Raw genomic sequence first — 5,769 nt, 5'->3', positions numbered from 1 at the left:
ATGGGCCGCGTGGCGCGGCGATTGGTTCTAGACATCCCCGCCAGCCTGCCGCCTTACCCCCCAGCGCGGTAGGGGGCCGATTTTAGGACGCTTACCCCGAAACTACCATGAACCTCGTAGATAAAGACCCTAAATGTATGTTTTTTGGGACCGACCCTAGACACGGTCATACCGAGCACGATCATACCTATCCCAAGGATCAACTCCGCCGCGGCGGATTGACCTTCTGCTCAGCAACCTCCTTCTTAGTCAACCTCAAGCGAAGCTTTCCGGTTGAAACACCCTCATCGAAATACCTGTTCGACCAGAGAACTTCCGTTCGCGAGTAGTCTTTGCCAGTAGTGTCCCTTGTGTGGGTTTCGATATGGTGCTTACTCCACTTGCTACTACCACACAAGAGGTTCTCATATAGCTCGGAATCATAGCCGCTTATGAGAACCATGCAGCGCGCCCTTCTGCACACCGAAAGCAACTCACGGTGAAAATCTTCATCGTTCGCATCGATAACGTATCCGTGCTCTCGCTTTGTAAAGTATGGAGGATCGAGGTAAATGAGGGTCGCTGGCCGATCTGCAAACATTTCTACGATATCGATCGCGTTTCTATTCTCGATGCGTATACCTCGCAACCTCTCCACAAGTTTGCTGAGCCGCTCAGGCAAATTGTACCACCTGCTTACCCGGGCCTCTTTTTGCTCTCGGGTGTATGACTGCGAAAAAGAGAAACCACATCTTGTCGATCCCACCGTCGCATTGACAGCCATCATTGTCCGAACAAGAAAGAGCCGCGCGCGCTCAAGTGGATCCTCAGAGCTTGATTGATAGCGCGCGGACTCGAATTCCTCTTTCGAGTATGGCGTTAGTGCAATCGATTCACAAAGCGCCTCCGAGTTGTCGCGCAGTTGCTTGAACAGGTTTACGATCTCCCCGTCGAGGTCGTTGATAACCTCAATTGGCACTGGAGGCTTCGCCAACGTGAGGGCCGCCGATCCACAAAAGCCCTCAACCCAGGCATTGTGAGGAGGAAGCATCGACGCGATTCTCCGAGCTATGCGCTGCTTGGCACCGTAGTAGCCAAACGGCGGCTTTGCTGCGAGACTCTTGATTGAGTCCTCATCATGTGTCGGAATCATATACATCGTCAAAAACTTTATTCATTATCCTCATCCCCGGTTGCGAACCGAGAGCATCTTAGACCGTCTCGCTTGACCGACCAGCCAGATTGCTTGCCCAAAACAGCGGTGCTAGGGTCACAAATCATAAGAAGATCACGCACAAGAACCCCGCTATCCGAAACAGGCACCAAGTATAAAAAGTATCTCTCACCGTATGCGCGAGCAACTGCAATTTCATGCTCACTCCAGTAAAATTCCCAGTCCACCGGAGAAACTGCCTTCACCTCGATATACCTCCTTCTACTGTCCTCGCCGCTCTCTCGACTCACCACGTCGTATCCAGCCGCGGAATCCAGCTTGCCTACATGGATCACATCGCCTTCGAAGGCCGAACCAAGCCTTTCCTTCTCGAAATTGACAACCTGCTCCTCTGCAGCAAGGCCGACCAGTTCCCGCCTTCTCGCAAGCTCAGTCATCGCGTCAAATGAGCTTCCTGTCCTACCTTGTACCGCCCGCTCATACAACCAAAGCATTTCCCCCGTGAGCCTGTAGCTCCCATCGCTCGGCTCAAACGCAACGACTCCCGCCTCCATCAGGAAGTTCCTGACGAAGCGAAACCGATGCCCAGCCTCGAACACCTCCCGATATCGATACTCACCCTCCCGAAAGGCAAAGCCTTTCAAAAAGCGTGCCATCTCCACCCACCAGTCAGCACCCTTTGAGGGCATCGCATGAAGCAGCGCGCCTGGGAGGGCCGCGATCCGAGGCCGAGACTTCTGTCTAAGGACTACTTCACCAGACTGCTCGGCGATCAAACCGACTTGCCTACAAAGATCAAAGGTCGCCTCGAATCCACCGCCCTCTTCAGCAAAACGCTTGGCAATCAGCTCCCGAGAGGGCCTTACACACGATTCGGTTATACGCCAAAGCCTGACGCAACCTCTGAGCGTGATCCCATCGAAGAGACTAGTCTCGCTTTCCAAATAGCCGCTCATAAGCTTCTATCTCTTCGTCATCCGCCCACATATCGAGAGAATAAATGGGATATTCCTGATCGACTATTCCACTCATCCGCTCAGCCTTCGCCCTAACGTTCTGTAGAATATCAAAATCGATGGAATTCTTGTACTGAAGAAAGTAGTAATGCGACTCCTTGCGCTCCGATCCTCCGACTCGGTGAATTCGATCAAGAGACTGCAAAAACTGAGCGCAGTTGTAGCTCAGGTCGTAGTAGATCGCATTTGAGCAGGATTTGTGAAGCGAGATCGATTCGGCACAAGCAGCTGGATTCGCAACCAATACATCAATCCCGCTCGCCTTATCGTTGAACTCTCGGACGATCCGCTCACGAGTCACCTCGTCATCCCCACTCTCGGATTCAATCGGAGTGCCCCCGTAAATCATCCTCGTCCCGATACCCAAAGCATCGAGACTCTCACTCAGCAGAGAGAGCGTTTTTATGAAATTCGACCAGAGAACGACTTTCTCCCCTCTGCCAACCATCTCACTGATCAACTTCAAGACAAGATCGACCTTAGCGGGAGTCTCAAGGCTAGGGTATCGAAGCAGAAGTGAGCCCAGACCATCCTCATCAACAAACAAGTCTTCCGAGTAATCGGCGATCGCTGTCCGCAACATTGCTGCGTTGGAAACGCACTGCCGCAGGCGCATCATCCGCCCCCGGCGAATCCGTAGTGAGATTTCGACGTCCCGGAAGTAGTCCTGCATGGAGGCGTTCCTAGTCCGATCCAATAGAGCATCGTAAATCCGCGCCTCGATCGGTTTCATCTCAACCTCTAAAGGCTCGTGAAAAACCTGGGGAGCCAGGCCCAAATCCTCCTTCCTGACCCTGTAAAAGAGCGGTGCTATTGCACGATCAAGGATGGCGGCCGCCTCTTCTGGCTGGTTCCGGCTTGAAGCCAATTCGATCTGGTGTTTCTCCCTATCTTCGAGAGGAGGTGACGACGGCCACAAAAAATCGAAAAGATTGAAAGCATCGGAGTAGGTCCTCGGAAACGGCGTCCCGGTAAGAACACATCTCTTCGTAGCCGCTTCCGCTACCTTCAGAGCCGCCCCAGCCCAAAGACCGCCCACTTGCTTGATGTAGTGGGCTTCGTCAAGAACTACGAAAAAGCGAATACCTTGGTTTTCAAATAGCTGACGGACGTGTTCATGATCTCTCTGGAGTGTTTGAAAAGAAGTCAAATAGAGCCGCGCCTCTGATGAACCCCTCACCTTGTATCGAGCTTGGCGATCGCTCGCATTACCCCCCGCGAATATCTCCTCATTTGGACTAAGTCCGAGAACCTCCCGAAACTCGGTGCGCCAAGGACCGAATGAAGAAGGTGGTCCTACAACGAACAGGGCATCAACCTGCCCCTTCCGTCGCAAGTATTCGTAAACGACCAATACAACAGTCGTCTTCCCACTTCCGGGGACTGAAAAGTTTGCCCCGTTTCCCACCGCCAAGAGGTGCGCCGCTGCCTTTAACTGATGTTGGCGGAGCGAGCGAGGGATCTCATTCTTTAGAAACAACAAGAACTCAACAAATTCCGAAGCCGGAAGGGCTGCCTCCTTCAGCTGCTTACCACGAACTAAAGCCGTTCCGATTTCACCTTCAGCCTTCGCCCTACGTTCGATGCGGGACCGAAGCTCACCATGAACCTCATAAGGCAAGTCACACTTCTCAAAGTACCGAATTGCTTTTAACGCCACATCGAGCGCATCGCTCCCAACATATTCAAAGCAACCACTCCGGCTTCCGAGCTGAATACCCCAAAATGCCAGTTGGTTCTCGTGCTTCGGAAGGAGAACACCTTCTGCAACATCCAATCGAATCTTGCTAGAGTCAGAATGAATGGCTATCACCTTCCTTTGCGTTGCAGTGATTTTAGATTCTTCTGGCATTTGTAGATTTCGGATTCGAGATCGTCCGCACATGTGTGGATCTGCGAAATGATCTTTCTCGCTTTAGTGAGGTCACTCAGGCCGATGGATTTCATATCCATATCATCATGAGTGAGCTTTTTATATGCCGCTTCGAGCAACTCGATTGGTGTCTCTTTGTCCTTTTGGTTTTCGTGGGCACTCGCCGCCTTTTTTGTGTGATGAATGATCGGCTGGCGGTATTTTTCTACCCATTTTGCATCTAATACCTCGGTCGATAGGGGCGTGCCATTCTCATCTACACACTCTTCTTTTGGCAGAGAAGGTTCTACTTCAGCAGCAATTCGCTTGATCTCCTTCTTCCCCTCCTTAGTACGGCAGTACTTGGGAAGCGACCTCATGATAACATGAACCTTATCGAGGTCGGGCAACGTCCTAAGTCGGATGATGTTGAATGCTGCCTCCTCGATTTCTCCCACTTCATCTTCCTCAATTGAGAGTTCGAGCATCTTCTTGGGATTTCCAAAACAACGGGTATGCGTGTTGCTGTAGTCCTTGAAGGCTTGCCAGCGCCCCTCCTTATCCCCCATGCCAGCAGAAACCCATCGGTAGCAGCCCGACCGCCGAAATTGACGGAGGTAGCGATCTACACACTCTAGTGGCTTCAGGTATTCCTTTTCGCACTCCCTAATCGCCTTTTTCATTTCCGCAGATCCAGCTTCCGCGTACCTGGGATCATCTCTAAGCTGTTCTTCCAAGCTCAGCCCAAACTGCATCTTTCGCTTGATTGAGAGCGCTCGGTCGAAACCATAGTACTCGGACTTGCCATCGCTTTGCAGCTGGTAACGGTTCTCCAACTTTTCAATCTCCAGCAGCGTTGGAGCACCTCCTTCGTCATCCTCTCCGGGGAGAATGACAACCTTCATGAAGGCGAAGGAGTCATCCTCGGGATACTCCCTGTGGAGCATGTCGAGAACCATCTTCCGTCGATTGCCATCAATCAGGAATCCATCGCAGGTAACGATTGCAGGTGTCTGCTGACCTGCATGCTTAATCGACTTCCGAAGAACATCTGTCTTTTCCGGGTCTTTATCTGACAAGAAGCCCCGCAAAACCTCTTGTGTCTCGTCCTCTGCCTCATCGAGACGGCTGATGCTTTGCTCGTAATCGAGAACGTCGGAAGCGACTCGGCCGTTGTCCTTCCGGAAGCGCAATAGATCAATCGGAACCCGCCAGACCTGGCGCTCGACGCCATCGGACCGATCAGTCCTGAAGTTGATTACCGACTTCGAGGGTTTTGCGGTAGGTTGGCGACGCTTCTTTAGTTCGTCGACGAAATCCTCGATGATTCGCCTTGTTTGGGGTACTGTCATTTTGGTCATGGCTGGGAGGAAGGGGTTACTGCGCACGAAGATTCGGGCGATTCTTGCGTTTGAAGTCCATCCCGTCAATTTCAGGAATCCTAAAGAGTTCCGCTTCCAGGGCTACCTCACTTTGAGCGCTCGGGAAACAGGATGGCCTCGAGGACGGATTCATCGAGTGCGGCCCGGTAGCGTTTGCCGCGCAGGCTGTCCTTGATGCTGGTGTCCTGTTTGAGCAGGGACAGGCAAACCTTACGCAGCATGGCCAGGTTCTGCGCCGCGTGGTCCTTGTTCGAAGGGGTCTCGAAGGTACCAGTCCTCGCGCGTTAACTTTCAGGGTTGTTGCTACGGTGCTCATTGTAGTTTAGGGCGGAACGGCCCGCTTCTTTCCTTCGGTTTCCTGAACCC

General features: G+C 52.4%; 5 protein-coding genes. All 5 read right to left on the bottom strand.

What is annotated here, in order from left to right; all coding sequences use genetic code 11:
- Positions 1-199: 199 nt before the first annotated feature.
- Entirely contained in the window at positions 200-1,138 is a 939-nt protein-coding gene (locus ACG2LG_RS23465; protein WP_396263250.1) for a DNA adenine methylase, read from the bottom strand.
- An 11-nt stretch (positions 1,139-1,149) separates the two neighbouring features.
- Positions 1,150-1,842: a DUF3883 domain-containing protein gene (locus ACG2LG_RS23460; RefSeq protein ID WP_396263248.1), complete on the bottom strand. Its 693-nt coding sequence runs from the start codon at positions 1,840-1,842 to the stop codon at positions 1,150-1,152.
- A 238-nt stretch (positions 1,843-2,080) separates the two neighbouring features.
- Entirely contained in the window at positions 2,081-4,021 is a 1,941-nt protein-coding gene (locus tag ACG2LG_RS23455) for a DEAD/DEAH box helicase (protein WP_396263246.1), read from the bottom strand.
- Entirely contained in the window at positions 3,979-5,382 is a 1,404-nt protein-coding gene (locus ACG2LG_RS23450; RefSeq protein ID WP_396263244.1) for a hypothetical protein, read from the bottom strand. The genes ACG2LG_RS23455 and ACG2LG_RS23450 overlap by 43 nt, the downstream gene beginning before the upstream one ends.
- Positions 5,383-5,489: 107 nt before the next feature.
- Positions 5,490-5,624 (bottom strand): hypothetical protein, encoded by a 135-nt coding sequence (locus tag ACG2LG_RS23445; protein ID WP_396263242.1) that lies wholly within the window; start codon positions 5,622-5,624, stop codon positions 5,490-5,492.
- Between the last annotated feature and the right edge of the window lie 145 nt (positions 5,625-5,769).

This window comes from Haloferula sp. A504, from assembly GCF_044385805.1.
GTDB lineage: Bacteria > Verrucomicrobiota > Verrucomicrobiia > Verrucomicrobiales > Akkermansiaceae > Haloferula.
The sequence above is the reverse complement of the archived record's forward strand: the minus strand, read 5'-3'. Positions and strand labels throughout refer to the sequence as shown.